28 protein-coding genes are annotated in these 25,381 nt (G+C 73.0%); 16 read left to right on the top strand and 12 right to left on the bottom strand.

From position 1 onward, the window contains the following. The first annotated feature begins 23 nt into the window (after positions 1–23). The 6 genes from ACGFMK_RS29235 (at position 24) to ACGFMK_RS29210 (ending at position 4,230) form a co-directional block, all read left to right on the top strand. Entirely contained in the window at positions 24–635 is a 612-nt protein-coding gene (locus ACGFMK_RS29235; protein WP_392769738.1) for a dihydrofolate reductase family protein, read from the top strand. 30 nt (positions 636–665) lie between these two features. Then, positions 666–989, top strand: a complete 324-nt coding sequence (locus ACGFMK_RS29230; RefSeq protein ID WP_392769737.1) for a YciI family protein — start codon at positions 666–668, stop codon at positions 987–989. Beyond that, a complete protein-coding gene (locus ACGFMK_RS29225; RefSeq protein WP_392769734.1) occupies positions 986–2,212 on the top strand; it encodes an RNA polymerase sigma factor in 1,227 nt (408 codons plus the stop codon). The genes ACGFMK_RS29230 and ACGFMK_RS29225 overlap by 4 nt, the downstream gene beginning before the upstream one ends. 52 nt (positions 2,213–2,264) lie before the next feature. Then, the gene (locus tag ACGFMK_RS29220) at positions 2,265–3,020 is read left to right on the top strand and encodes an MBL fold metallo-hydrolase (protein ID WP_392769731.1); all 756 of its coding nucleotides are present in this window, start codon (positions 2,265–2,267) and stop codon (positions 3,018–3,020) included. 297 nt (positions 3,021–3,317) lie between these two features. After that, on the top strand, positions 3,318–3,755 hold the full coding sequence (locus ACGFMK_RS29215; RefSeq protein ID WP_392769728.1) for a VOC family protein: 438 nt from the start codon (positions 3,318–3,320) through the stop codon (positions 3,753–3,755). A 28-nt stretch (positions 3,756–3,783) separates the two neighbouring features. Next, entirely contained in the window at positions 3,784–4,230 is a 447-nt protein-coding gene (locus ACGFMK_RS29210; RefSeq protein ID WP_392769725.1) for a nitroreductase family deazaflavin-dependent oxidoreductase, read from the top strand. 6 nt (positions 4,231–4,236) lie between these two features. On the opposite strand, the gene ACGFMK_RS29205 is transcribed toward ACGFMK_RS29210, so the two are convergent. Together ACGFMK_RS29205 and ACGFMK_RS29200 are read right to left on the bottom strand one after the other, a co-directional pair. Next, positions 4,237–5,145, bottom strand: coding sequence for an NADP-dependent oxidoreductase (locus tag ACGFMK_RS29205; protein ID WP_392769723.1), 909 nt, complete (start codon positions 5,143–5,145; stop codon positions 4,237–4,239). Beyond that, positions 5,142–5,591, bottom strand: coding sequence for a nuclear transport factor 2 family protein (locus ACGFMK_RS29200; protein WP_392769721.1), 450 nt, complete (start codon positions 5,589–5,591; stop codon positions 5,142–5,144). Before ACGFMK_RS29200 ends, ACGFMK_RS29205 begins: the two co-directional genes overlap by 4 nt. A gap of 99 nt (positions 5,592–5,690) precedes the next feature. Between ACGFMK_RS29200 and ACGFMK_RS29195 the strand changes: the two genes are divergently transcribed. Then, a complete protein-coding gene (locus ACGFMK_RS29195) occupies positions 5,691–6,509 on the top strand; it encodes a LysR family transcriptional regulator (RefSeq protein ID WP_392769719.1) in 819 nt (272 codons plus the stop codon). 15 nt (positions 6,510–6,524) lie between these two features. On the opposite strand, the gene ACGFMK_RS29190 is transcribed toward ACGFMK_RS29195, so the two are convergent. Together ACGFMK_RS29190 and ACGFMK_RS29185 are read right to left on the bottom strand one after the other, a co-directional pair. Next, entirely contained in the window at positions 6,525–7,442 is a 918-nt protein-coding gene (locus tag ACGFMK_RS29190; RefSeq protein ID WP_392769716.1) for an SMP-30/gluconolactonase/LRE family protein, read from the bottom strand. A gap of 26 nt (positions 7,443–7,468) precedes the next feature. Then, entirely contained in the window at positions 7,469–8,335 is an 867-nt protein-coding gene (locus ACGFMK_RS29185; protein ID WP_392769714.1) for a helix-turn-helix domain-containing protein, read from the bottom strand. 133 nt (positions 8,336–8,468) lie between these two features. Between ACGFMK_RS29185 and ACGFMK_RS29180 the strand changes: the two genes are divergently transcribed. Then, entirely contained in the window at positions 8,469–9,791 is a 1,323-nt protein-coding gene (locus ACGFMK_RS29180) for an alginate lyase family protein (protein WP_392769712.1), read from the top strand. 4 nt (positions 9,792–9,795) lie between these two features. Here ACGFMK_RS29180 and ACGFMK_RS29175 read toward each other — a convergent pair whose 3' ends face one another. Further along, on the bottom strand, positions 9,796–10,194 hold the full coding sequence (locus ACGFMK_RS29175; protein ID WP_392769710.1) for a hypothetical protein: 399 nt from the start codon (positions 10,192–10,194) through the stop codon (positions 9,796–9,798). A 176-nt stretch (positions 10,195–10,370) separates the two neighbouring features. Here ACGFMK_RS29175 and ACGFMK_RS29170 point away from each other — a divergent pair, with 176 nt between their 5' ends. The 3 genes from ACGFMK_RS29170 (at position 10,371) to ACGFMK_RS29160 (ending at position 14,845) form a co-directional block, all read left to right on the top strand. Next, positions 10,371–11,813 carry a glycoside hydrolase family 76 protein gene (locus tag ACGFMK_RS29170; protein ID WP_392769892.1) on the top strand — a complete coding sequence of 481 codons (1,443 nt, stop codon included), beginning with the start codon at positions 10,371–10,373 and terminating at the stop codon, positions 11,811–11,813. Positions 11,814–11,864: 51 nt separating this feature from the next. Further along, a complete protein-coding gene (locus ACGFMK_RS29165; protein WP_392769709.1) occupies positions 11,865–12,890 on the top strand; it encodes a LuxR C-terminal-related transcriptional regulator in 1,026 nt (341 codons plus the stop codon). An 863-nt stretch (positions 12,891–13,753) separates the two neighbouring features. Next, positions 13,754–14,845: a LuxR C-terminal-related transcriptional regulator gene (locus ACGFMK_RS29160; RefSeq protein WP_392769707.1), complete on the top strand. Its 1,092-nt coding sequence runs from the start codon at positions 13,754–13,756 to the stop codon at positions 14,843–14,845. Here ACGFMK_RS29160 and ACGFMK_RS29155 read toward each other — a convergent pair. The 3 genes from ACGFMK_RS29155 to ACGFMK_RS29145 are packed head-to-tail and all read right to left on the bottom strand — an operon-like array spanning position 14,823 to position 16,776. Continuing rightward, the gene (locus ACGFMK_RS29155) at positions 14,823–15,527 is read right to left on the bottom strand and encodes a thaumatin family protein (protein ID WP_392769704.1); all 705 of its coding nucleotides are present in this window, start codon (positions 15,525–15,527) and stop codon (positions 14,823–14,825) included. The two genes, ACGFMK_RS29160 and ACGFMK_RS29155, sit on opposite strands and share 23 nt — an antisense overlap. A 35-nt stretch (positions 15,528–15,562) precedes the next feature. Next, positions 15,563–16,366, bottom strand: a complete 804-nt coding sequence (locus ACGFMK_RS29150; RefSeq protein ID WP_392769701.1) for a glycoside hydrolase family protein — start codon at positions 16,364–16,366, stop codon at positions 15,563–15,565. 14 nt (positions 16,367–16,380) lie between these two features. Beyond that, positions 16,381–16,776, bottom strand: coding sequence for a cysteine/serine endopeptidase inhibitor (locus ACGFMK_RS29145; protein WP_392769698.1), 396 nt, complete (start codon positions 16,774–16,776; stop codon positions 16,381–16,383). Between the two features lie 162 nt (positions 16,777–16,938). On the opposite strand from ACGFMK_RS29145, the gene ACGFMK_RS29140 reads away from it, so the two are divergent. After that, positions 16,939–18,468 carry an FG-GAP-like repeat-containing protein gene (locus ACGFMK_RS29140; RefSeq protein WP_392769695.1) on the top strand — a complete coding sequence of 510 codons (1,530 nt, stop codon included), beginning with the start codon at positions 16,939–16,941 and terminating at the stop codon, positions 18,466–18,468. Here ACGFMK_RS29140 and dapA read toward each other — a convergent pair. After that, on the bottom strand, positions 18,394–19,326 hold the full coding sequence (dapA, locus tag ACGFMK_RS29135) for a 4-hydroxy-tetrahydrodipicolinate synthase (protein ID WP_392769692.1): 933 nt from the start codon (positions 19,324–19,326) through the stop codon (positions 18,394–18,396). The two genes, ACGFMK_RS29140 and dapA, sit on opposite strands and share 75 nt — an antisense overlap. A 73-nt stretch (positions 19,327–19,399) precedes the next feature. Here dapA and ACGFMK_RS29130 point away from each other — a divergent pair, with 73 nt between their 5' ends. Both ACGFMK_RS29130 and ACGFMK_RS29125 read left to right on the top strand, forming a co-directional pair. Beyond that, positions 19,400–20,338, top strand: a complete 939-nt coding sequence (locus ACGFMK_RS29130) for a LysR family transcriptional regulator (protein ID WP_392769689.1) — start codon at positions 19,400–19,402, stop codon at positions 20,336–20,338. Next, the gene (locus ACGFMK_RS29125) at positions 20,335–20,925 is read left to right on the top strand and encodes an RDD family protein (RefSeq protein WP_392769687.1); all 591 of its coding nucleotides are present in this window, start codon (positions 20,335–20,337) and stop codon (positions 20,923–20,925) included. Before ACGFMK_RS29130 ends, ACGFMK_RS29125 begins: the two co-directional genes overlap by 4 nt. Here ACGFMK_RS29125 and ACGFMK_RS29120 read toward each other — a convergent pair. Further along, on the bottom strand, positions 20,806–21,456 hold the full coding sequence (locus ACGFMK_RS29120) for a response regulator (RefSeq protein ID WP_392769685.1): 651 nt from the start codon (positions 21,454–21,456) through the stop codon (positions 20,806–20,808). The genes ACGFMK_RS29125 and ACGFMK_RS29120 overlap by 120 nt on opposite strands. An 11-nt stretch (positions 21,457–21,467) precedes the next feature. Further along, complete coding sequence (locus tag ACGFMK_RS29115; RefSeq protein ID WP_392769683.1) at positions 21,468–22,646, bottom strand: sensor histidine kinase; 1,179 nt, start codon at positions 22,644–22,646, stop codon at positions 21,468–21,470. A gap of 162 nt (positions 22,647–22,808) precedes the next feature. Here ACGFMK_RS29115 and ACGFMK_RS29110 point away from each other — a divergent pair, with 162 nt between their 5' ends. After that, positions 22,809–23,261 (top strand): hypothetical protein, encoded by a 453-nt coding sequence (locus ACGFMK_RS29110; RefSeq protein WP_392769681.1) that lies wholly within the window; start codon positions 22,809–22,811, stop codon positions 23,259–23,261. Between the two features lie 3 nt (positions 23,262–23,264). On the opposite strand, the gene ACGFMK_RS29105 is transcribed toward ACGFMK_RS29110, so the two are convergent. Then, entirely contained in the window at positions 23,265–24,029 is a 765-nt protein-coding gene (locus tag ACGFMK_RS29105; RefSeq protein WP_392769678.1) for a DUF1206 domain-containing protein, read from the bottom strand. Positions 24,030–24,144: 115 nt separating this feature from the next. Here ACGFMK_RS29105 and ACGFMK_RS29100 point away from each other — a divergent pair, with 115 nt between their 5' ends. Beyond that, positions 24,145–25,257 carry a DNA alkylation repair protein gene (locus ACGFMK_RS29100; protein ID WP_392769676.1) on the top strand — a complete coding sequence of 371 codons (1,113 nt, stop codon included), beginning with the start codon at positions 24,145–24,147 and terminating at the stop codon, positions 25,255–25,257. Positions 25,258–25,381 lie beyond the last annotated feature (124 nt).

Below are 25,381 nucleotides of genomic sequence, written 5' to 3'. Positions count from 1 at the left end.
GCCGAGGCGAAGGAACCGCGATCATGAAGCTCACGACCGTGACCCAGCTGACCATCGACGGAGTGACCCAGGGCAACGGCGGCGCGTCCGAGGAGGACCGCCGGAACGGGTTCGAGCGCGGTGGCTGGGCCCCGGGGGCGGGCGACGACGACACCCGGGCCTTCATCGCCCGGACCTACCAGCGCGCCGACGCGTTCCTGTTCGGACGGCGGACCTACGACCTGTTCGCCGCCACCTGGGGTTCGGTCGAGCAGATGCGCGCCCACCCCATCGGCGTGGCGTTGGACGCGGCCCCCAAGTACGTCGCCTCGACCACGCTCACCGAACCGGGCTGGGCGGGCACGACCGTCCTGTCCGGCGACCTCGAAGCGGCCGTCGCGGACCTGAAGGCCAAGCCGGGAGGCGAGCTGCAGGTGCACGGCAGCAGCGTCCTGGCCCGGTGGCTGCTGGCGCACAGCCTGGTCGACGAGATGATCCTGATCGTCGTCCCGGTGATCCTCGGCCAGGGCGCGCGGCTGTTCCCGGACGCCGGCCCGGATCTCGCGCTCGACCTGGTCGAGTCGCGAGTGGACTCGAAGGGCGTCACGATCCAGGTGCTCCGGCCGGCCGGGCGCCCGAAGTACGCGGGAAACTGACGGACGACGACCAGCGGAGAGGAAGTTCGGATGCGGTACCTGGTTTCCGTGATCGACGACAAGGACAACCCCGGCAGCACGGACCGGCAGCCCGATATCGGCGTGTTCAACGAACGCCTGATCGCCGACGGCCACTGGGTCTTCGCGGGCGGGCTGGCGGACACCACCACGGCCACCGTCGTCGACAACCGCGGCGCGGAGGCGGTGGTCACCGACGGGCCCTTCCTCGAGTCCAAGGAGTACCTCGCCGGCGTCTGGGTGTGGGAGGCCCCCGACCTGGACGTGGCGCTCAAGCTCGCCACCGAGGCGTCGAAGGTCTGCGACCGCAAGATCGAGGTGCGGCCGTTCCAGTGAGCGACATCGAGGAGGCGATCACCCACGCCCACCACGAGGAGTGGGCCCGGGTGGTCGCCGCGCTGGCCCGCCGCTTCGGTGATCTCGACGTCGCCGAGGAGGCGGCCGCCGAGGCGTTCGCGACCGCCGTCGAGCGGTGGCCCGCCGACGGCGTGCCCCCCAATCCCGGCGCCTGGCTGACCACCACCGCCACCCGCAAGGCCATCGACCGGATCCGGCGTGAGAACAAGCGCGACGACAAGCACCAGGAGGCTCAGGTGATCCACGACGACGACCCGCCCGAGCCCCTCGGCGCCATCGACGACGACCGGCTCCGGCTGATCTTCACCTGCTGTCACCCGGCGCTGGCGATGGACTCCCGGCTGGCGCTGACGCTGCGCATGGTCGGCGGCCTGACCATGCCCGAGATCGCCCGCGCCTTCCTGGTCGCCGAAAGCGCCATGGGACAGCGGATCACCCGCGCGAAGGCGAAGATCAAGGCGGCGCGCATCCCGTACCGCGTGCCGTCCGCCGAGGATCTCCCGGCCCGGGTGTCCGGCGTGCTCGCCGTCCTGTTCCTCGTGTTCAACGAGGGCTACCTGGCCACCGGCCCGGACACGGACCCGGTGCGGCACGAGCTGACCGCCGAGGCGATCCGGCTCACCCGCCTGATCCGCGGCCTCCTGCCGGCCGACGGCGAGGTGGCCGGGCTGCTGGCGCTGATGCTGCTCACCGAGGCCCGGCGTACCGCCCGCGTCTCGGCCGGCGGCGAGCTGGTCACCCTCGACGAGCAGGACCGCGGGGCCTGGGACCCGGCGCTGATCGCCGAGGGGCACGGGCTGGTGCGCGAGCGCCTGGCCGCCGGGGTGGCCCCGGGCCGCTACCAGATCCTCGCCGCGATCAACGCCGTGCACACCTCCGCCCGCGACATCCGCGACACCGACTGGTCGCAGGTCGTCGCCCTCTACGACCAGCTCGTCCGCGTCGACCCCTCGCCGGTCGTCGCCCTCAACCGGGCCATCGCGGTCGCCGAGCTCGACGGCCCGGACGTGGCGCTGGCGGCCGTCGACCGGCTCGAGGACAAGCTGGCCGGCTACCACGCCTTCCACGCCACCCGCGCCGATCTGCTGCGCCGGCTGGGCCGGAGCAGCCAGTCGCGCGCGGCGTACGACCAGGCCATCGAGCTGGCCGGCAACACCGCCGAGACCGCCGCGCTGACCCGCCGCCGCGACCGGCTCGGGTAGCGCCCGCGCGTCGCTGCTCGCGCCGGACGCGGCCACCTGACAGGGTGGGCCGATGCTGAAGCAGGTGGCCGACGGCGTTTGGGTCCGGCAGAGCGAGTGGGTGTGGAGCAACGCCGTCGTGGTGCGCGGGGAGGCCGGGCTGATCGTGGTCGATCCCGGCATCAGCGGGGACGACCTGAGCGAGCTGGCCGACGAGGTGGACCGGCTCGGGATCCCGGTGGTGGCCGGGTTCTCCACCCATCCGCACTGGGACCACCTGCTCTGGCACTCCCGGCTCGGTGACGTGCCGCGGTACGCCACCGCCGCCAACGTCCGGATCGCCGGGGAAGCCCGCGAGCGGGCGCAGGCGATGGCGGAGCAGACCGCGCCGGGCATTCCGCTCGAGCTGATCGCCCTTCTCACGCCGTTGCCCGCGGACGGGGGACCGATCCCGGGCGAGATCCTCGAGCACGACGCCCACGCCGCCGGCCACGCCGCGATCCTGCTCGCGGACCGCGGCGTGCTGGTGGCCGGGGACATGCTGTCCGACGTGCTGATCCCGTTGCTCGACGCCCGCCGTCCCGGTCAGGTGGACGCCTACGAGGCCACGCTCGACCGGTGGGAAACGGCGCTGCGGCAGGTCGACGTCGTGGTGCCGGGGCACGGCGCCGTCGCCGTCGGGCCCGAGGTGGCGGCCCGGCTGGCCGCCGATCGCGCCTATCTCGACGCGTTGCGGCGGGGCGTGGAGCCGGCGGACGCTCGTCTCGAGCAGGACTGGCTTTCCGTGCCCCACAAGGCGAATCAGGAGCAGGCCCGGGCACGGTCTTGAGCGGCCGCCGGCTCCCGGAGCCCGGGTTCGCCGGCGGGCGAGCTGGGCGCCGCCGACGAGGACGCCGACGTCCAGCCGCTCGAAGCCTCGCCGGCCTCCATCGGGTAGCGCGCCCGCCTGGTCGGCTGAATCCAGGATGTGGTGCGGCGGCCCGGATCGCACTGGTGGGGCGCCGTTGTTCCGGACCCTGCGGTGTGACGGCGGTCACGATCTGCCGATGTCGAGATCGGGTCGCGGGCTCCGTCCCAGGAGCATGAGCGGCCACGGTGGGTGGGCCGTGCGACACCAGGAGGAAGCATGACGATCCGCCGCATGGACCACACCGGCTACGTGGTCGGGGATCTGCCCGCCGCGGTCGCGTTCTTCGTCGAGCTGGGCCTGGAGCTGGAGGGCAAGACCACGGTCGAGGGGGCCTGGGCGGACCGGCTGATCGGGCTGGACGGCGTCCAGGCGGACATCGCCTTCCTGCGGACGCCGGACGGCCACGGGCGGGTGGAGCTGTCGGCGTTCCAGTCGCCCGTGACCACCGTGGCCGCGCCGAGGGCGCCGGTGAACGTCCCGGGCATCCCGCGCCTCACGTTCGTCGTCGACGCCCTCGACGACGTCCTCGGCCGGCTGCGCCCCCACGGCGGCGAGCTCGTCGGCGAGGTGGCCCGGTACGAGGACTACTGCCGGTACGCCTACGTCCGCGGGCCCGAGGGCGTCATCATCGGCCTGGTCGAAGAACTCTCCTGAACGACTCCCACCGGAAAGGACCGCCGCCATGGCCGTCGCCGATGATCTCGACCGCGCCAGCGACTCGACCTGGGACTGGGTCGCCGAGCAGACCCGCACCTACCTGGCCTCCGGTGGCACCGAGGGACACGAGTCGAACGGCGTCTACACCCTCATCCTCGCCACCACCGGCCGCCGCAGCGGCGAGCCGCGCCGCACCTGCCTGATCTACGGCACCTCGGGTGACGACTTCGTCGTCGTCGCCTCCAAGGCCGGCGCCGACGAGGACCCGGACTGGCTCACGAACCTCCGGGCCGACCCGAGCGCCGGGGTCCAGGTCGGCCCCCGCCGGTTCACCGCCCGCGCCCGGGTCGCGTCCCCGGCCGAGCGCGAGACCCTCTGGCCGCGGATGGTGGAGATCTTCCCGCTCTACGACGAATACGCGCGGAAGACCGACCGGGTGATCCCGGTCGTCGTGCTCACGCCGCAGGACTGAGGCGCGTCAAGGGAGCAGGACGATCCGGCCGGGTGCGTGCCCGTCGGCCAGCGCGCGCTGGGCTTCCGCGGCTTCCTCGAGCGGGAACGTCCGCGCGACCCGCACCTTGAGCTTGCCCGTCTCCGCCAGCCCGCCGACCGTGCGCAGGTCGCCGGGGACGAGCCGGGCGAACACCGGCGTCACGCCGGGGACGTTGAACTCGGCGATCGACGCGACCCGGGTGCCGAGGTCCGGGGTCGCCGCCAGGGTGCCCCGGCCGGCGGTGTCCAGCACGGCGTCGACGCCGTGCGGGGCGAGTTCGCGGACGCGGGCGGCGAGACCCTCGCCGTAGCGGACCGGTTCCACGCCGAGGGAACGCAGGTAGGCGTGGTTCGCCTCGGACGCCGTGCCGAGCACCCGGGCGCCGCGGCCGAGGGCGATCTGCGCGGCGAGCGAGCCGACACCACCCGCGGCGGCGTGCACCAGCAGCGTCTCACCGGGTTCCGGCGCGAGGGTGTCGATCGCCTGCAGCGCGGTGAGCCCGGCGAGCGGCAGGCCGGCCGCCTCGGCCCAGGGCATCGCGCGGGGCTTGGGGACCAGGGTGCGGACGTCGGCGGCGACCAGTTCGGCGTAGGCGCCGTTGCGGTGTTCGACTTCGCCGCGGACGTAGCCGATCACCTCGTCGCCGGGGGCGAACTCGGGTGCCGCGGGCCCGGCGCGCTCGACCACGCCGGCGACTTCCCAACCGGGTACCACGGGGAAGTAGGACTCGAGCATCCCGGCCAGCGCCCCCGACTGCACCCCGAGGTCGGCCGGGTTCAAGGCGGCGGCCCGCACCCGCACGAGCACGCCGTCGAGATTCACCTTCGGTTCGGGCAGTTCGGCGATCTCCAGCACCTCGGGACCGCCGAACCGGTGGTAGACGACGGCTTTCACGGCTGCGTCACCCGCATCGGCAGGTCGCCCAGCGCGTGGTGCCGGACGATCTTCCACTCGCCGCCGATCCGCCGCAGCTCGGTGTCGTAGTACCCCGATTCGACGGCTTGGATCGAGCGTTCGGGCGTGGTCCGGACCTCGAAGACGACGAACTGGGCGTTGAGGTGGGCGGTGTCGCCGTCGACGGTGATCAGGTGGTCGGCGGTGACGTGGTGGCTCGACCCGCCTTCGGGGTGCGGCGCCATGAAGTTCTCGACGGCGTAGCGGACGCCGTCGCCGCCGACCAGCGGCTCGCCGACCGGCTCGTACCGGTCGGGGCCGGCCTTCTGGAAGATCCGGACGTCGGCGTCGTCGGTGAACAGCGCGCCCTGGGCGGCGCCGTCACGCCGGTCGGTGGCGCGGACGTAGCGGGCCAGTACTTCCTGGACCGCGCGTTCGTCGTGCATGGGATGGCCTTTCTCCTCAACGGTTCCGGTGCTTCCAGCGAACTCCCGCGTGACCGGCGGAACGATGCCGATCCGGCCGCCGATCATTACCCTGGCGGTATGGATCGACTGGAGACGCGCGAGCTGGCCTACTTCGTGGCCGTCGCCGAGGAGCTGCACTTCGGGCGCGCGGCCGAGCGGCTCGGGATCGCGGCACCGCCGCTGTCGCGGGCGATCGCGCGGCTGGAACGACGGCTGGAGGTGCGGTTGTTCGACCGGACGAGCCGCCGCGTGTCGCTCACCGACGCCGGGCGCGTCTTCCTCGCGGACAGCCGCTCGGCGCTGGCGGCGGTGGACCGGGCGGCGCGGCGTGCCCGGCGGGCGGGACGTTCGTCGCCGCTGACGGTCGCGGTGCGTTCGGGCACGGCCGCCGGTGTGCTGTCCGAGCTGGTCGAGGCGTTCGCCCGCGCGCACCCGGTGGAGCTGCTGTTCACCACCGACCAGGTCGGCGCGGTCCGCGGCGGCGCCGCCGACGTCGCCCTGCTCTGCGCGAGCAACGACCTCGCCGGGTTCGTGACGACGGACGTCGCCGAAGAGCTGCCGATGGCCCTGGTCCCGCTGTCGCACCCGTTCGCCGGCCGCTCGGCGGTCTCGATCGCCGACCTCCGCCGCGAAGACGCGTTCCGGGCGGAGTGCCCGCAGCTGCCCCTGGACGAGATCGTGGACCGGGTCGCGGTCGGCGAGCTGCTGGCGGTGGTGGGCCACGGCGCGGTGAGCCGGGCGGGCGACACCGTGACCGGCGTCCCGGTGGCGGACTGCCCGCCGACGCGGGTGGTGCTCGCCCGCCTGGCCGGAACCCCGAGTGCCGAGGTGAAGGCCTTCGAGCGCACGGCAAAGGACGTCGCGGCCCGAAGGCTCGCCATGGCGGCGACCGCCTAGCTGCAGCAGGGCCGCTCAGCAGCGGGTCAGCGTCGTCCGCAGCAGGTTCGGGTCGGTCTGCGTGAGGTAGGCCGCGCTGAACACGTAGACCTCGTTGCCCCGCAACGCGATCGACGTCGGGTTCTGCAGTCCGTCGGCGGCGTCCAGCACCGTCGACGCCACTCCGTCCGCACCGATCCGGACGACCTTGTTCGGGCTGTCGAGCGCGGCGAGGACCTCGTCGCCGCGGCCGGTGAACGCGAAGTCGTCGATGCCCGGAACGCCGGTGGCCTCGACGCGCGGCGCGCCCGCCCGGCCGTCCGGCCGGATCGGGATGCGGAGCACCGTGCCGCGGTCGAGGTTGGTCACCCAGAGGGCGCCGCCGTGGAGCTTGGCGCCGTTCGCGCCGAGGAAGCCGGCCGGGGCCAGCTCCGCCGCGGAAGACCAGGATTTCGCCGTCCCACCAAGGAACGGGACTGTCCACACGGTACCGAGCACCGAATCGGTGACGTAGAACCGGTGGCCGTCGAACGCCAGGCCGTTGGGCAGCCCGGCCCCCGGCAGGGCGGCGATCCGCTCCGGTGTGCCGCCCGGCCGCAGCCGCCACAGACCGGTCAGGTCGTCGGTGCCGGTCGCGTAGAGGACGTACAGGCTGCCGTCGGACGTCCGGACGATGCCGGTCGTCAGCGGGAAACCCAGTGCGGGAGCGCCGCCGCCACCGGCCGGAGCGGGCAGCGTCGCCAGGATCCGGGTCCGGCCCGCCCGGTCCACGCGGGCGACCTGACGCGCACCGGCGAAGGTGACGTCGGCGGCACCGTCGGGCTCCAGGGCCACGTTCTCCGGCTGCTGCCCGGCGGCCAGGTCGAAGTGCACGACGGTGCGTGACGCGGCGGACGCCGGCGTGGCGGTGGCGACGGTCGCCAGAAGGCTGAGGGTCACGAGTGTTTTCTTCATGGTTCCTTCGTTGTCGGTGAAAAAGGTCAAAGCCGGGTGACGGGCACCTCGGCCGTGACGTCCCGGGCCAGCAGTAGCAACGCGTGGGCGGACGCCGAATCCGGCTCCGCCGTCGCGACCACGACCTTCTGCCCCGGCTCGGTGTGCAGGGTCTGCTGGGTGACCGTCATGGCGCCCACGACGGGATGGTGCATTTCGTGGATCCCGACGTCGCAGGCGCGGACGCGGTGATCCGACCACAGCGCGGCGAACTCCGGGCTCTTCATGGAGAGTTCGCCGATCAGCGACGCCAGCAGCGGGTCGTCGGGGTGCTGCCCGGCCGTCAGGCGCAGGTTGCCGACGACGTCGCGGGCCTTCGCCGCCCAGCCGGGGTACAGCTCGCGGGTGTGCGCGTCGGTGAACACCAGCCGGGTCATGTTGGGCCGGGCGGCTTTGTCCTCCGGTGAACCGAATTCGAGGTGCCCGGCGTGCAGCGCGTGGCCCGTGCGGTTCCAGGCGAGGACGTCACCGCGCCGGCCGAGCACGACGACCGGCACCTCCCCGAGCGCGGCGACCAGCTGCTGCGTCGCGGGAGCCAGCCGTTCGGGCGCCGGCCGGCGCCGTCCGGGCCCGCGGCGAGGGGCGGCCAGGTTGTGCAGGTGACGGCGTTCGTCGTCGTCCAGCCCGAGCGCCCCCGCGAGCGCGTCGAGCACCTCGGCCGAGGCGTTGAGGGAGTAACCCTGCTCCAGCCGCGCGTAGTACGAGGCACTGACGCCCGCCAGCAGCGCGAGCTCCTCGCGGCGCAGGCCCGGCACCCGCCGCCGCTCGCCGTACGGGGTGAGCCCGGCGGCCTCGGGGCTCACCTGCGAGCGCCGGGTCCGCAGGAACTCCCCGAGCTGCCGTCGTCCGTCCATGGCTCCAGTGTCGAGCCCGGTGAGAACCCGAGCCACACCCTGGCACGGGGACCCTTGTGGAACCGACGTCGTTCAGGTATCCAAGCAAGCGTCACATTTATGTTCTGTGTTCATGTGTATGAACGGAGTAGCAGTGTCGCCACTCGGAACCTTCCGCCGTCTCGGTGTCCTGACCCTGGTGACGGCGACCCTCACCCTGCCGCTGTCCGGGGTCGCCTCCGCGGCGCCGGCCACGTCCACCGGGGTGTGCGCGCTACCCGGGATCGAACGGCTCTGCCCGCCGAAGACCGTCGTGCTCGACGGGAACCGCCTGCTGCTGAACAAGCTCGCGCTGCTCGTCGGCGACCGGACCGTCAAGACGTCGCTCGGGAACCTGATCAAGCAGGCCGACGTCGCCGTCAAGGACGGCCCGTGGACCGTCGCCGACAAGGAGCGGGTGCCGCCCAGCGGGGACAAGCACGACTACCTGAGCCTCGCGCCGTACTGGTGGCCCAGCCGGCCGAAGACCGACGCGAACCCGCTCGGCTGCCCGTACGTCCAGCGCGACGGCGTCCTCAACCCCGAGACCACCGCCGTGTCCGACAAGGCCGAGCGGCTCAAGGCGTTCAGCTCGATCTACCAGCTCTCGCTGGCCTGGTACTACACCGGCAAGGCGGACTACGCCCGGCGCGCGGCGCTCGACCTGCGCACCTGGTTCCTCGACGCCGCGACGAAGATGAACCCCAACCTGAACTTCGCGCAGGGCATCCCGTGCAAGAACGACGGGCGCGGGATCGGCATCATCGAGTTCTCCTACACCTTCACCCAGGTGCTCGACGCCGCCGCGATCCTGAGCACCGGCGCGCCGGGCTGGTCGAAGGCCGACGAAGGCGCCTTCAAGGGCTGGTCGGGCGAGTTCCTGACCTGGCTGCGGACCAGCCAGTACGGCAAGGACGAGGCCGCGGCCCAGAACAACCACGGCACGTTCATGGACATGCTCACCGCCGGGATCGCGCTCTACACCGGGCAGGACGCCGTCACCCAGGACATCCTCGAGAAGGCCAAGGCGGGCCGGATCGACCACCAGATCGCCGCCGACGGCAGCCAGCCGGAAGAGGTGGCGCGCACCCGCACGTTCCACTACTCGACGTTCAACCTGGTCGCCCTGACCCGGCTCGCGCAGATCGGCCGCCACGCCGGCGTCGACCTGTGGAGCTACCGGAACCCGCAGGGCGGCAGCATCTCCAAGGCCGTCGACTTCCTGCTCCCGGCGGCCACCGGCGGTGCGGCGCAGTGGCACTACCCGGACCTGAACTTCACCCAGTCCGCGGCGCTGGACAGCGTGCACGCCGCCGCGGACGCCGGTGACCGGCTGGCCCGCGCGGCGCTCCCGAAGATCCCGGCGCCGCCGGGCGGCGACCTCTACCCGGTCCGGCCGGCGGCCGAGCAGCTGGACGACATCTCGACGACCGGCTGAGCGCTCAGCCGGACAGCTCCGTGATCGCCGCGGTGGGGACGAACTCGTCCGCCACCGCGGCGAGCCCGGGGTCGAGGGTGACGAACCGGTCGGCCTGCAGCTTGGCGACGGCCAGGTACTCGGCCATCCCGACGTCCGGCCAGTCCAGCCGCGCGGCGATCTGCCACGCCGTGGAGCGCGACACCCGGTCGCCGAGCAGGCGAATCTTCAGGCCCGCCAAGCGTTCCAGCAGGACGAGGCCTTCCTTGTCCGTCCGCTCGCCGCGCCGGACGCTCCGGTAGAGGTGCTCCATCGCGTGCGACCGCAGCACGTTCGGGCCGACGAGCCGGTGTTCGGACGCCACCACCACCTGGCCCTCGGCCAGGCGTAGCGCGGTAAGGGCGTCGATGCCGAACCTGGTCATGCCCCAGGATAACCGGCCCGCAATTTGTCTGGACCAAAAATCGGACAATCGTTGACAGTCGACCGGTTCGGGGCTCAACCTGAAACCGGTTCACCGCCGGGCCCGGGCGGGTTCTCCCCGTCCCCAGTGATCTTCACGCGGATCTCGTGTTCAGCGAGGAGTTCGTCATGCCCGGTATCTGGTTTTCCGTCGTGCTCACCGCCGCGGCACTCGTGGCCCCGCCGCCGACCGCGACCCCGGCCGCCCCGGCCTCGGCGCTCGCCACCATCTGCAACAAGTACTGCGACGCCGCCGATCCGGCGAACTCGCCCGGCGACCGCCGTCCGGTTTCCTCGACCTTGTTCTCGCGGACGATCGCGCTGCACTTCGACGACAGCGACGCGATGGGCTGGGCGACGATCGACAACGGCAGCCCGGGTGACGAGGTGTGGCTCGACCGCTCCTTCGACGGCGGCCGGTCGTGGGCCTCGGGCAGCAGGCTCGGCGCCACCGCCATCCCCGCGAACAACCGTGGCTGGCGCACCCTGATGTACAACGTGGACGACTGGAACAACACCGGCGTCGGCGCGCTGCGGGCGTGCGGGAAGGCCGTGGACCGGGCGGACATCGCCTGCACGGCGTGGGCCCGCACGACCTGGAACGCCGGCGAGCGGCGGACGGCCGCGGCCACCGCGCAGATGATGTTCTACAACAACTCCACGGGCTTGTTCGACACCACCGGCTGGTGGAACTCGGCGAACGCGCTCACCGCGGTGATCCGCAACGTCCAGGTCACCGGCATGCCCAGCTACCGCTACGCCATCGCGCGCACCTACGACAAGAACATCAACAGCGCGCTGGGGCAGTTCCGCAACGACTACCTCGACGACACCGGCTGGTGGGGCCTCGCCTGGGTGCTGGCCTACGACGTCACCGGCGACAGCCGCTACCTGAACACCGCCCGCGCCGACGCCGACCACATGGCTTCCTACTGGGACGGCACGTGCGGCGGCGGGGTCTGGTGGAGCACCGCGCGGACGTACAAGAACGCGATCGCCAACTCCCTCTACATCCAGCTCAGCGCGGCGCTGCACAACCGGATCGGCGGCGACAGCGTCTACCTGAACCGGGCGAAGAGCGGCTGGAGCTGGTTCCAGGGCACCGGCATGGTGAACGGCTCGTCCCTGGTCAACGACGGTGTCGACCTGGGTACCTGCCGCAACAACGGCAGCACGGTCTGGTCGTACAACCAGGGTGTGCTGATCAACGCGCTGACCGAGCTGAACCGGGCGACCGGCGACGCCGGGCTGCTGACGACGGCACGCCGGCTGGGCGACGCCAACGTGAACTCGTCGTCGCTCAACACGTCCGACGGCATCCTGCGTGACCCGTGCGAGGGCGGGGACTGCGGCGGCGACGGCCCGTCCTTCAAGGGCGCCGACGTCCGCGGGCTGGCCGCGCTGAACGCGGCGCTGGCCGACCACCCGTACACGACCTACCTGCGCCGCCAGGCCGACCGCGCGTACTCGGCGGACCGCAACGCCCTCGACCAGTACGGCCTGCGCTGGTCCGGCCCGCTCGACAAGATCGACGCCGCCCGGCAGCAGAGCGCGCTCGACATGGTCAACGCGGCGTCCTGAATGGGGTACGCCGCCGGTGGGGCGTGGTCGCCGGACCCTCTTGGGACGCTCGTGAACCACGGCGTGGCGCGCGCCGAGGCGATCCGGCTGGCGTCGCGGGGAACGGGCTCGTACTGGCACGCGGTTCTGGCCTTGATGTACGCGGGCGAGGCCGGTCTCGCCGCGGCGGAATGCGCGCGGGCGCCGGACCGTGCCGCGACGGTGCTCCGCGCGCGGCTGGCCTGGCTGACGGGCGCGCCGGCGGAGGCGGCCGCCTTGCTGAGCGAGGGCGATGTCGACCCGCGGCTGCGAGGTCTCGCCGTGGCGTGGCTGGTGGCGGCGATGACCGACCTCGCCGACCTCGACGGCGCCCGGACGGTGCTGCTCGACCACGGTTTCGGCGGCGCGCTGGCCGGCGTCCCGGACGCCCCGGAACTCCTGGCGGCCCGCGGCGAGCTGCACTTCGCCGCCGGACGCTTCGTGCTGGCGCGCAACGACTTCCGCGAGTGCGGCCGCCTGCTCACCGCGCACGGGGTGGTCAACCCCGCGGTGCTCCCGTGGCGGTCACGGCAGGCCGTCTGCGAGTCCGTGCTGGGCCGCACCGAGGTCGGCGCCGCACTGGCGGCCCAGGACTTCGCCGCGGCCCGGCGATGGGGAAGCGCCCGCGCGCAGGGCATCGCGGCACACGCGGTCGCGATGACGTCCGGCCGGGATCCCGCCCTGCTGCGCACCGCCGAAGCCTTGCTGCGCCACGGCGACCGGTTGCGCTGCCGGTACGACCTGGCGCTGGCCCTGGACGAGTCCGGCGACCGCTTGGGCGCGCGGACCCTGCTGTCGGACCTCGGCCGGACGGCCCGGGAGGCGGGTTACGCGCTGGTGGCAGCGGAGGCGGAAGCCGCGGCCGGGCGGCTGTGCGCCTTGACCCGGCGGGAACGCAAGATCGCCGGCCTCGCGCGGGCGGGCTGGACCAACCGGCGCATCGCGCAGCGGGAAGCGGTGACGTTGCGGACCGTCGAGTTCCACCTGACGAGCGTTTATCGCAAGCTGGGTGTCGGTGGCCGGCGTGAATTGGTGGCGTTGCCGGGGTTTCCGCGATGACCGGGTGTGCGGGTGGCGCGTCGGTCGAGTTCCATCGGACGACTGCCTACCGGAAGCTCAGCGTCGGTGGTCGACGTGAACTCGTGGCTCTGCGGGGGTTCCCGCGGTGACCGGGTGTGCGGCGGGCCGGGCGTTCGCCCGGGTCGGGGTGGGTGCTTTCGGTGCGGGAGGCGGTGGCGTTGCCGGGGTTCCGCGTTGGCTGGGTGTGCGGCGTTCCGGGCGTTGGCCGGTGTTGGAGCGGGGGGCGGCCCGGGTGTTTTCGGTGCGGGAGTTGGTGGCGCTGTGGATTGTGGCGTTGGCGGGGTTTTCGCGGTGATAGGGAGTGCCCTGGATCGGGCGTTCGCTCGTGTCGGGCGGGAGCGGATTGGGTGCTTCGGTGGCAGAAGGTGGCCTGCGGGGGATTCGTTGCACTGTCGGGGTTTCCGCGGTGAGCGGGTGTGCGGCGTTCCGGGCGTTGGCCGGTGTCGGAGCGGGGGCGGCCCGGGTGTTTTCGGTGCGGGAGTTGGTGGCGCTGTGGATTGTGGCGTTGGCGGGGTTTTCGCAGTGATCGGGAGTGCCCCGGATCGGGCGTTCGCTCGTGTCGGGCGGGAGCGGATTGGGTGCTTCGGTGGCAGAAGGTGGTCTGCGGGGGATTCGTTGCACTGTCGGAGTTTCCGCGGTGAGCGGGTGGGCCGCGGACCGAGCGTTCGTCCGTGTCGGAGCGGGGGCGGACCGGGGCCTTCCAACGCAGGCGGCGGTTGCGCTGCGGACCATGGCGTTGCCGGGGTTCCCCCGGTGACTCGGCGTGCCGCGGACCGGGCGTTCGCTCGTGTCGGAGTGGGGGCGGACCGGGCACTTTTGGTGCGGGAGGCGGTGGCGCGGCGGTGACCGGGTGTGCGGCGGACCGGGCGTTCGCCCGGGTCGGAGCGGGGACCGACTGGGCGCTTTCCGTGCAGGAAGCGGAAACCGCGCTGTCCTCGGGGAAATGCCGCGCCGAGTGCGTCCTCCGGGCCTCCGCGGCTCTCGTGCACGCCGGTGAACCGGCCATGACGTACTTCGCCGCCGATGCGGCCGACCCGCGGTTGCGGGTGCTGCGGGCCTACAGCTCCTGGCTCGGCGGCCGGCTCGACCGGGCCTGGGCGCTGACCCGCTCGGTGCTGGCCGACCCCGGTTGCCGGCAGGCCGGGCTGGCGATCGGCGTCCGCGTGCTGCTCGACACCGGGGCACTCGACCGCGCCGCGGACGAAGCCCGCCTGCTCAAGGGTGACGGTCCGCTCCGCTGGGACGCCCAGGGCGCCTTGGCCATGGCCGAGGGTGACTTCGTCGCAGCGGAACGCGCTTTCCTTGCGTGCGGACGGGAACTGGCCCGGCGGGGGCTGGCGAACCCGGCCCTCCACTTCTGGCAGGGCCGGGCGGCGCTGGCGGCGCACGCCGGTGGCCGGGTCGAGACCGCCGAGCGGCTGGCCCGCGCGTCGCACGCCGCGGCGGTCGCGTGGGGCGCACCCCGGGCGGTGGGCCGCGCGATGCTGGTCTCGGGCGTCGTGGCGGCGGACGTCGAGTTGCTGACCGGCGCCGTCGAAGTGCTGGAGGCCCCGGCGGAGCTGGCGGAGGCGCGGTCCCGGCTCGGCGCGCTCCACCTCGGACGCGGCGCGGCCGGGAAAGCCCGGCGGCAGCTGGAAACGGCCGTCGTCCTGGTCCGGGACCTCGGCGACGAAACCCGCGCCCGGCGGCTCGAGGCGATGCTGCGGCGCCTCCGGTGCCCCGGCGAAGCGGCGCTGACCGGCCGCGAGTCGCAGGTCGCGCACCTGGCTTACGCGGGCTGCACCACCAAGGAGATCGCCGCGCGGCTGTTCCTGGGCGTGCGCACCGTCGAATACGACCTGACGCGCGTGTACGCCAAGCTGGGCGTCGCCGGCCGTGAAGAGCTCGCCGACGTCCTGGGGGAGGGGCTGATCACGAGCCGCCGTGGAAGGTGACGGTGAAGCCGCGGCACGAGCCGCACTGGTACACCGTCTGGTTCCCGGGCTCGGTGTCCTGTTTGGACCAGGCGTACGCCTTCGGGCAATGCGCCTTGACGGTGTCGCTGTAGTTCGTGGGCGCGTCGCGGTTCGGGTTGACGCAGTTGACCGGCGAGCCGTCCGGCCCGCGTTGGACGTACTCGGCGGGGCAGAACGGCAGGATGTCGTCCGGGCAGCCGGCCGTCCCGCAGGACGCCGAGCCCGGGGGCACGGTCGCGCCGACCGGCTCGATGGTGACCGGCAGGGAGAAGGAGTTGACGTAGCTGACGTTGTACCAGGGCGCGAGGCTGTCGGCGCTGTCGAAGTTGAACTCGGCCAGGCTCGCCGGTTGTTCGCCGGTCGCGCAGTGGTCGGCGAAGACCCCGCAGTCGCCGACCAGGCAGTGGAAATCCCGACCGGAGGTGCCGGTGCACCCCTGGCGCCCGAAGAACTTCCCGCGCCAGTGGCCCGGCTCGGCCGACTCCGGGATGGTCACCGTCGCCGACTGCCCGTCCGCCAGGGCCGGCAGGCCGGTGAAGTTCACGGACCCGTCGGCGTTCACGGTGCTGCCCACCCACAGCGTCTGCCCGGACCGGTTCACGAAGGTCACGGTGTGGTCGGTCGCCGCGGTGCCGGCGCTCAGCGTCGACAAGAGAGCCACGGCGACCAGAAGAAGACGTTTGACGGCCATGGAAATCACGCCGCCCGGTACGCGACGCCGCTCGCGTTCGGTGTGGTTCCCGTGTAGAGCCCGGTCTGGGTGGTGGACGTCGACAGCGAGAACCAGGCGTAGCGCTCGACGAACGACAGGCCGTTGAGCATCGACGTCGACCGGCTGACGAAGTCGGCCTGCTGGGCCGAAGACGGGTACCGCGGTGTCGACCCGGAGAAGTCGATGAGCGCGTATTCGGTGACCCAGATCGGGCGGTGGTAACGGTTGTAGACCGCCTGCACGTACGACTGCAGCTGCCCGGCCGCGGCCGTCGAGAAGTCGCCGCCGTACCAGTGCAGCGGGATGAAGTCGACGCGGTAGCCGCGCGCCGCCGCGCCGCTCATGAACCGGTCGAGCCAGCCGCCCGGGGTGTCGCCGCCGTAGGCCACCGCCGGGGCGCTCAGCCGCATCCCGGTGTTCTGCAGCTGGGGCCACAGGTTCAGCGCGGTGTCGACGGACATGTTCGCCTGCCCGGCCAGGTCCGGCTCGTTGAACGCGAGCAGCGTGGTGCCGGACGCCTTGGCCTTCGCCAGCTCGGCCGCGGTCACCGAGCCGCTGCCCCAGATCATCGGGACGAACTCCGTGCCGGACGGCGCGGTGACGCCCCGCGGGTCCGAGGCCCAGGTGTAGAACCACCGGGCGCCGACGTCGCTCAGCGCCGTCGTCACCCCCGAGAACGCGGCGGCGCTGACGCCTTTCTTGGCACTGGCGGCGGTCGCGGGCGCGGACAGGCCGCCGAGCGCGACGGCGACAACGGCCGCGATGGTGAGGATCTTCCTGAACTTCACGGGGTCCTCCGGGGTCAGGAACGGACGAACGACCAGGTCACCGGGATGTTTCCGAGGCCGGTGTCGGCCAGCTGGGCGAACGCCGGGGCGCTGAGGTCGATGTGCGTGCTGTCGCAGGTCGGGCACTTGTCGACGACCGGCACCGTGACGCTCCGGCCGTTGTAGGACACCTGGACGGACACCCCCTGGCACAGCGGGTCGTTGTTCGGGTTCGCCGTCGTCCAGTACGCGGCCGGCGCGGCGGCGAGCAGCTGCGACGAGGCGTCGATCGGCGTGCCGCAGGCGCCGTAGCCCGCGTCGGTGTAGTAGGTGGCGTTGCCGGCGATCGGCTGGCCGTAAGGGATGTCGGCCCAGGCGGTGCCGACCGGTGTCAGGGCGAGCGTGGCGGCCAGCACCCAGGTTCTCCGCATTCCGGCTCCCTTCCCGCGTGCCCCGGATCGTCCCAGGGTTTCCGGCCGCGATCACTGTGGCCGGCCCGCAAACCTTTGTCCGGACAGGAACCGCCGCGGCGGTTGACACCGTCTCCGTGGCCTGTTCACGCTGAACGGAACCGGCTTCCGGAGGTTCCCTTGATGCGCCGCCTTTTCGTCGCCGCCGCCCTGCTCGCGTCCAGCGTCGTCGTGGTGCCGGCGGCGTCCGCCGCGGCGCTCGGGCCGGCCGTCCGGATCATGCCGCTCGGGGACTCGATCACCTGGGGCGTCGGCAGCGCCACGACGTCGTCGTACCGGGCGCCGCTGTCGCGGATGCTGGACGCGCAGTCGCGTTATGCGCCGCGGTTCGTCGGGACGCAGGCGTCGGGAAGCCTGCCGGGGCCCGCCAACGAGGGCCACAGCGGCTACACGATCGACCAGCTCACCGCCGGGATCGACGGCTGGGCCGCGTTCGCCCGCCCCGACGTGGTGCTGCTGCACGTCGGGATCAACGACCTCAACCGCGGCATCGACGTCGCCCATGCGCCGCAACGGTTGCGGACGCTCGTGGACCGCGTTTTCGCGGACCGCCCCGGGGTCGCGCTGCTGTTCCTGGGGCTCATCCCCACGACGCCGGGGCTGGAGAGCGCGACCGCGTCGTTCAACAGCCAGGTGAAGGCGATGCAGGCGAGTGAACAGCAGGCGGGACACCGGTTCCGTTACGTCGACCCGCCGGCCCTGACGTCCGCGGAGATGGCCGACGGCCTGCACCCGAACGACGCCGGCTACCAGCGGATGGCCCAAGCCCTGTACGGACCGCTGGACCAGGCGTACAGCGACGGCTGGATCACGACGCACCCCGCGCTCGGCGCGGCGTCGGAAGCCGGAGGCGCGGGCAAGGTGCGCTGGGCGGACTTCGACGGTGACGGCCGGGCCGATTACCTGACGATCGCGAGCAGTGGTGCGGTGTCGGCGTACGTGAACCGGGGTGGTGACGGCCGCGGCGGCTGGCTGAACCTCGGTCAGGTCGCGACCGGCACGACGACGGATCCGGCACGGGCGCGGTTCGCGGATTTCGACGGTGACGGCCGGGCCGATTACCTGACGATCGCGAGCAGTGGTGCGGTGTCGGCGTACGTGAACCGGGGTGGTGACGGCCGCGGCGGCTGGCTGAACCTCGGTCAGGTCGCGACCGGCACGACGACGGATCCGGCACGGGCGCGGTTCGCGGATTTCGACGGTGACGGCCGGGCGGACTACCTGACGATCGCGAGCAGTGGTGCGGTGTCGGTATACCTGAACCGGGGTGGTGACGGCCGTGGCGGCTGGCTCGGCCTGGGCCAGGTCGCCACCGGCACGACCACGGATCCGGCACGCGTCCGGTTCGCCGACTTCGACGGCGACGGCGCGGCCGACTACGCGGCGATCGCCGATTCCGGCGCGGTCACCCTGTACCTGAACCGCGGCGGCGACGGCCGCGGCGGCTGGTGGCAGTACGGCCAGGTCGCGACGGGCCTGACGACGACGGCCGACCGCGTCGCGTTCGCCGACTTCACCGGCGGCGGCACCGCGGACTACACGCTGACCGACCCGTCGACGAACGCGGAAACGGTCTATTCATGGCAGGGCGGCGACGGCCACGGCGGCTGGGCCGACCTCGGCCAGGTCGCCGCCGGCGTCCCCGTCGGCTAGGGCCTCCCGCAGCCGTTCGAGGTGGTGCGGCGGTGACTCCAGCAGCGGCAACCGCACCGTCGCGTGGGGGATGATTCCCCGCTGCGCCAACGCCGCCTTGGCCATGATCGCGCCCTGGGACGTGCGCATGATCGCCGCCGCCAGCGGGAGCAGCGACGCCTGGATCGCCCTCGCCGTGCCCAGATCACCGTCGCGGACCGCGTGGATCAGGGCCGCGTTGCGGTCGGCGAAGACGTTGCCCACCACGCTGACCACGCCCCTCGCGCCGGCCGCGAGGTACGGCAGGTTCAGCTCGTCGATGCCGCAGTAGTAGGCCAGCGACGTGCCGGCCATGACCGTCATCGCCTCGAACAGGTCGCCCTTGGCGTCCTTGACCGCCTGGATGCGCGGGTGACCGGCCAGCTCCAGCAAGGTCGGTACCTCGAAAGCGACTCCGGTGCGCGCGGGGACGTCGTAGAGCATCACGGGTAGCGACGTCGCGTCGGCGACCGCGACGCAGTGGGCCACCACCCCGGCCTGAGTGGGCCGCGAATAGTAGGGGCAGACGAGCAGCAGCGCGTCGGCCCCCGCGGCCTCGGCTTCGCGGGCGCGGCGGATGCTCGTGGCCGTGTCGTAGGTGCCGATCCCGGCGATCACCCGCGCCCGGCCCGCCACCCGCGCGGCCACGGCGCGGACGAGCCGGGCCGGCTCGGTGCCGGTCAACGTGGGGGATTCGCCGGTCGTCCCGCCGACGACCAGGCCGTCGCAACCGGTGGCCAGCAGGTGGTCGACGAGGCTCGCGAGCCCGGGTTCGCTCAGCGCGCCACCGGGGTCCATCGGGGTCACCACGGCGACGAGGTTGGTGCCGAAAGGCGTCATGGCTCCGACTGTCCCGCGCTCGACTGCAACGGTCCAGCGATGCTTTTTCGCCAGTATTGAGTAGCGTGGCTTCATGATTGACGTCGATGCGCTGCGCGCGCTGCGGTCCGTGGCCGCGCTCGGGACGCTGGTGCGGGCGGCCGACGAGCTCGGGTTCACGGCCTCGGCGGTGTCGCAGCAGCTCAAGCGGCTGGAACGGCAGCTCGGCGTGGCCGTGCTCGCCCCGGCCGGACGCGGGGTCGTGCTCACCCCGGCCGGGCGGGCCCTCGTCGACGCAGCGCCCGAGGTGTTCCAGGCCCTGGAGCGCTGCGCCGAAGCCGCCCAGTCGGTCTCGTCGGGCGCGCCGCGCGGCACCCTCCACGTCGTGGCCTTCTCGACCGGCATCCGCGGGCTGCTCGCGCCCGTCCTGGCCGGGCTCTCGGCGCGCTGCCCCGACCTGCGCGTCCGGATCACCGAGCAGGACCCCGACGAGGCCCTGCACAGCGTCGACGCCGGCACCGCCGACGTCGCCCTCGTCCACGACGCCGACGGGCTGCCCGTTCCGCTGCGCCCGTCCCTGACGCGGCGCCACCTGCACACCGACGTCGGCGACGTCGTGCTGAGCCGGGCGCACCCGCTCGCCGCGCACGGCGAGCCCCTCGACGAAGGGGATCTCGCCGGGCACGCGTGGGTGACAAGCCCGCCCGGCACGGTGTGCCACCAGTGGTTCCGGCGGCTCGTGCCCGAGGAACCCGATGTGCGGCACCTCGTCGACGATTTCGCCACCCAGCTGGCGCTGGTCGCCGCGGGCGGCGTCCTGGCGCTGATTCCCCGGCTGGCCCGCCCGTCGCTGGGTGGCGAGCTCGTCTCGCGAACCCTGCGGCGGCCACCGAAACGCGAGGTCGACGCCGTGTGGCGCCGCAGCGCGGACGCCAGCCCGGCGATCCGGGCGCTGCTCACCGAACTGTCCACATGGGACAAGGAGGGCCTCAACGCGCGCGCGGACCCCGGGGCGGAGATCATAGGGCCATGACCGGTTCCCCGCCCGAGGGCCGCATCGGGCCCGGCGTCATCGGGCGCAGGCTCGTGCAGTTCTTCCTGGACGAGATGCTCGTCTTCGTGCCGATGCTGCTGCTCGCAGTGCTGGTGGTGGTGCTGTTCCGCCCGAGCGGGCTGGTGGCGCTGGTGACGTTCCTCAAGGTCGTCCTCATCACCATGATGGCGCTGGACTTCCTGGGCCTGTGGTTCGTCACGACGTGGTGGCCCTACCGGCACGGCGGCCAGACGCCGGCGATGCGGTGGCTGCGGCTGCGCGTCGTCATGCTCGACGGCTCGCACCCGCCGTTCCGGCTGTTCTTCGTGCGCCAGCTGCTGATGCTCGTCGACGGCTTCGCGTGGGGGATCGCCGGGGTCGTCGTGATGCTGTGCACACGGCGCCGCCAGCGCTTCGGGGACGTCGTGGCGCGCACGGTCGTCGTCCGGGTGCCCAAGCGGGCGAAGTCAGCGGACGAGGCCGCTTTCCCAGGCCCAGATGGCTATCTCGGTGCGGTTGCGGGCCCCGAGCTTGCGCTTGGCCGCGCCGATGTGCGTCTTGACGGTGGGCAGCGACACCACGAGTGAGCGGCAGATCTCGTCGTTCGTCGCACCGCGGGCGACGGCGCGCACGACGTCGAGCTCGCGCGGGGTCAGCGGGCTTTCCGGCGCGGTGGCACGGCGGGGATCGCGGTGCGCGAAGTGCTCCAGCAGCCGCGTCGTGATCGCCGGCGACACGAGCGCCTCACCGTGGGCGGCCGCGTGCACCGCCTCGATGAGCAGGCTCGGCCCGGCGTCCTTGAGCAGGAACCCGCAGGCACCGGCGCGCAGGGCCGCGTGGACGTTCTCGTCGAGGCCGAACGTCGTGACCATCACGACGTGCAGCGGGTCGGGCACGTCCGGCCCGGCGAGCAGTTCGGTGGCCCGCAGCCCGTCCACGCCGGGCATCCGGATGTCCATCAGGGTCACGTCCGGGCGCAGCTCCCGGGCCGCGCGCACGGCCTGCTCGCCGTCGGCCGCTTCGCCGACGACCTCGATGTCCGGTTCGCCTTCGAGGATCAGCCGGAACCCCGCGCGGACCATCGCCTGGTCGTCGGCGATCAACACTCGCGTGGGCAACCGTTCCCTCCTCAGCCGGGTCCCAGCGGCAGCCGCGCGGCCACCCGCCAGCGCTGCCCCTCCACCGGGCCCGCGTGCACCGTACCGCCCACCGCCGCGACCCGCTCGGCCATCCCGAGCAGGCCGTAGCCACCGCGGCGGGCGGGCCGGGCGGCGCCGTCGTTGACCACCTCGACCCGCAGCTCGCCGCGGGGTTCGTGGCGCACGAGCACCCGGACTTCGGCGGCGTCGGGCGCGTGCCGCCGGACGTTGGTGAGCGATTCGGTGAGCAGCCGGTGCGTGGTCGTCACGACCTCGGGCGTCACCGGGAGGACCGCGAGGTCGTCGCTGACGTCGAGGTGGATGCGGGTGTCGTCGGGCACCGCGCGGTCGACGGCGGTGGCGAGGTCGGCGGGCGGCACGAAGAGGTCCTCGCCGTCGGTCCGCAGCGCGCCGACGAGCCGGCGCATCGCGGAAAGCGCCGCCGCGCCCGCGGATTCGAGCTCGGCGAACGTCGCGGTGTCGCCGTCGGTGCGTTCGGCGACGCGGTGCGCGGCCTGCACGCGCACGACGATGCCGGTGATCTGGTGCGCGACGAGGTCGTGCAGCTCCCGGGCCAGCCGAAGCCGTTCGGTGGTGCGGATTTCGAGGACGTCGGCGCGGTTGCGGGCCTCGGCGTCGCGCAGGACCAGCCCGACGGCGAGCGCGCCGCCCCACAGCAGCGCGGCCACGGCGGAGAAGAGCGCGGCCGGGGTGCCGGCGCCGTAGCGCAGGATCGGGGCGAGCGTGGTGGCCGCGCCTCCCAGGATCGCCAGGGCGGCGGCGGGCCGCGGGGCGAGGCGGTGGCAGCAGGCGCCGACCAGCAGCGCGATGGCGAGCGCTTCGGCCGCGCTGGGCAGCGGCGGCAGGCGCTGGCCCGCCGCCCCGATCACCGCCGTGATCGCCGTGCCCAGCAGGGAAAGCCCGGACACGGCGGCCGCGAGCGCCGCGGTGTGGTCGGGGAACCGGCGGCGCAGCACGGCCAGCAGCGCGACGACCGGGCCGAGCCCGGGGGCGAACTCGAGGGTGAGCGTGGCGAGGTTGCCCTGGGCCGGCCCGGCGCGGATGGCGAGGGTCATGTCGAGCAGCACCAGCGCGCCGAGGACGACCGCCTCGGCCACGAGCGGGCCGCGGCGGCCCGGCAGGACGAGCACCGGTCGCGCGGAGGTCATGCGCCGATCGTGCCCCACGCGGCGGCGTCGCGCCGCGTCGCCGGCGCGATCTCATCCCTGGGTACGAGACGGCGAACGCGAATTCGTACCGCCGGTTGATCGCTTTCCCGCCGCGGCTGGCCAGACTCGGGACGGAAGACGAAACGAGACGGAGGGATTCCGATGCAGGAGACCGCTTTCGTGCCCGGCCCGCGGCCGGTGAACGGGAAGATCACCGGCCTGCCGGGCTGGTACTTCGTGCTGGTCGGCCTGCTCGTGGCCAGCAACGACCTGAGCACCCAGTTCGCGGACCGCTACTCCTGGGTGGCGTACCTGCCGCTGGCGCTGGTCGCGGTGCACGTCGTGCTGTGGTTCACGCTGCTTTCGCAGCGCCGCCGGTACCTGCGGGCCGTGTGGCGCAGCAAGCAGGCCCTCGGCCTGGTCGCCGTGCTGTTCGCGGTGCGGCTGGGACTGCAGCTGGGCCTGGCCGCGCTGACCGACAGCGTCGCGCCGCTGCACAGCTACACGCACCTGATCATCGGGCTCGTCATGCTGGTGCTGACCACGGCCGGGGCCTGGTTCGACCAGTGGCTCGTGCTGCGGGTGGTGAACAAGCAGCAGCACCCCGGGTTCTGAGCGTCAGATCTTGCGGAACCGCGCGTCGAAGAGCGCGAACACGCCGAACACGGCGATGCCCGCGGCGAGGACGAGCAGCAGCGGCTGCCCGTACGGCTGGACGGCGAGCGTCTTCAACGCGGGATCGAGGCCGGCGGCCTTGGCCGGGTCGTAGTTCACGGCGGCCAGCACGAACATCACGCCCACCACGGCGTAGGCCACCGCGACGGCGCACCAGCCCACCTGGCCGAGGCGCTCGGCCGACCGCCGGACGGTCCGGGTGGCGCCGCCGAACTCGAGGTCGTGCAGAAACGTCTTGCGGAGGCCGCGGTGGACAAGGAAGGCCGCGACGCCGAGCACGCCGATCCCGGCGGCGATCACGACGACGGCGCCCCACGGCTGGGCGAGCAGGCCGGCAACCAGGGATTTGCCCTGGCTCGGGGCCCCGAGGGCGGTCTTGCCCGCGCTGTAGGCGACGAGGGCGTACAGCGCGACCTCGATCCCGCTGGTCACGCGCCGCAGCACCCGGCGGCGGCCCTTCGCGTGCCGGTGGCCGGCGACCGCCTCGGTCAGCTGCCAGAGGGCGAGCACGCCGGTGCCGGCCGTGACCAGCCACAACAGCCAGACGCCACCGCCTTCGGCGACGAGCTGGAGCGCGCCGGCCTTGTCGGCTTTTTCGTTGTCGCCCAACGCGACTTGGGCGGCCAGCCAGGCCACGACGAGGTGCACCACGGCGTAACAGGCCAGCCCGACTCGGGCGATCAGGGCGAACCCCTTGAAATCGGGCATCCGCCGATCCTGGTCCACCGGGGCCGGAATGACCAGCACGGTTTTCGCCGGCCGGTTTTTGTCGGTGGTGGTGAGTACGGTCGAGCCGACCGAACGCACCCGACCGGAGGACCCCATGCCCTTCGCCGACGAACTGATCGGCACCCCTGCGGCCCGCGCCCTGACCGCGGGGCTGCGCGCGGCCGCACCGAAGGCGCGGCTGACCGCCTTGCGCGCGGCCGAGGGCGCGCTCGGCCCGCTGTCCCTGCGCGAACGCAGCGACCTCCTGCGTGACGCGCTGCTCGCGGACCTGCCGGGCGACTACGCGTCACTGGCGGCCGTGGTGCGGGCCGCGGCCGCGGCGTCGCCGTCGTTCACCGGCTGGCTGATCTGGCCGGTCACCAGCGCGATCGCGGTCAAGGCCGGTTCCGACGGCGGCGTGGAAGCCTTCGACGACGCCCTCGCGCTCCTGGCGGAGCTGACACCCCGGCTGACGGCCGAGTTCGCCCTGCGCGTGCTGCTGAACCACGATCTGGACCGGGCGCTGGGCGTGATCCGGGGCTGGACGGCGTCGGACAGCCCCGACGTGCGCCGCCTCGCGTCCGAGGGCACCCGCCCGATGCTGCCGTGGGCCGTGCGGGTGCCGGGTGTCCTCGCGTCGCCGAAAGCGACCCTGCCGATCCTGGACGCGCTGTACCGCGACGAGAGCGAGTACGTCCGCCGCTCGGTCGCCAACCACCTCAACGACCTGAGCCGCCGCGAACCCGACCTGGTCGTCGAGACGGCGTCCGCCTGGCTGGCCGAACCCGGCGACGACCCGGCCGCCACCACCCGGCTGGTGCGCCACGCCCTGCGCACGCTGGTGAAACAGGGCCACCCGGGCGCGCTGGGCCTGCTGGGGTTCGCCCCGGCCCGCGTCGACGTGACCGGCCCGCTGCTCGCGTCGGACACGGTGGTGATCGGCGAATCCCTGGCGTTCACGGCCTCGGTCCGCAACCTCGAACCGGAACCGGCCCGCCTGGCGATCGACTACGTGGTCCACCACCGCAAGGCGAACGGCACGTCGACGACCAAGACGTTCAAGCTGACCACCCAGCTCGTGCCACCGGGGGAGACCTACGAGCTGACCCGCGAGCACTCGTTCCGGGTGATCACCACCCGCCGCTACCACCCGGGCCCGCACGCGGTGGAGCTGCAGATCAACGGAGTCCGCGCGGGCCGCGCGGACTTCGACCTCGTGACCGGGTAGCCCAGCCTGGATCCAGCGCGGCAGCTGCCTGGTTCCGCTCTCCGGCCGGGCCGGGGTGCCCAGCCTGGATCCACCGATCGTGCTGGGGCAAGACCTGACGCACCCAATGTGGCGGGGGGGGGGG

It is taken from the genome of Amycolatopsis sp. NPDC049252 (genome assembly GCF_043197175.1).
GTDB lineage: Bacteria > Actinomycetota > Actinomycetes > Mycobacteriales > Pseudonocardiaceae > Amycolatopsis.
The sequence above is the reverse complement of the archived record's forward strand: the minus strand, read 5'-3'. Positions and strand labels throughout refer to the sequence as shown.